1 pseudogene is annotated in these 300 nt (G+C 49.7%); it reads right to left on the bottom strand.

The annotated features are described in order from the left end of the window. A pseudogene (locus tag ACNKXV_RS14205) lies at window positions 1–257 on the bottom strand (UDP-N-acetylmuramate--L-alanine ligase); the annotation flags it as partial. Window positions 258–300: the final 43 nt, after the last annotated feature.

The raw sequence follows: 300 nt of genomic DNA on the forward strand, positions 1-300 counted from the left end.
CCTGCACCCATGGTCACTAAGACCTCGGGCTGGGATTCCTTCAGGTAATCCATCACCTGATTTTTCTGAATCAAAGTCTTCTTGCCAGCCTTGATTCCACCCATAAGCATCTCTGATGTCACTCCAGGAATAGGAAGCTCTCGTGCGGGATAAATATCCAAGAGCACTACCTCGTCAGCCAAGGATAGACTTTCTGAGAATCCCTCTGCAAAATCCCGGGTACGGGTGAAGAGATGCGGTTGGAAGATGACCGTCATTCTTTGGGTCGGAAACATGGCCCGTACAGAGCTAAGACAAGCT

Origin of the sequence: Christiangramia aquimixticola, from assembly GCF_048285835.1 — a bacterium.
GTDB classification, from domain to species: Bacteria; Bacteroidota; Bacteroidia; order Flavobacteriales; family Flavobacteriaceae; genus Christiangramia; species Christiangramia aquimixticola.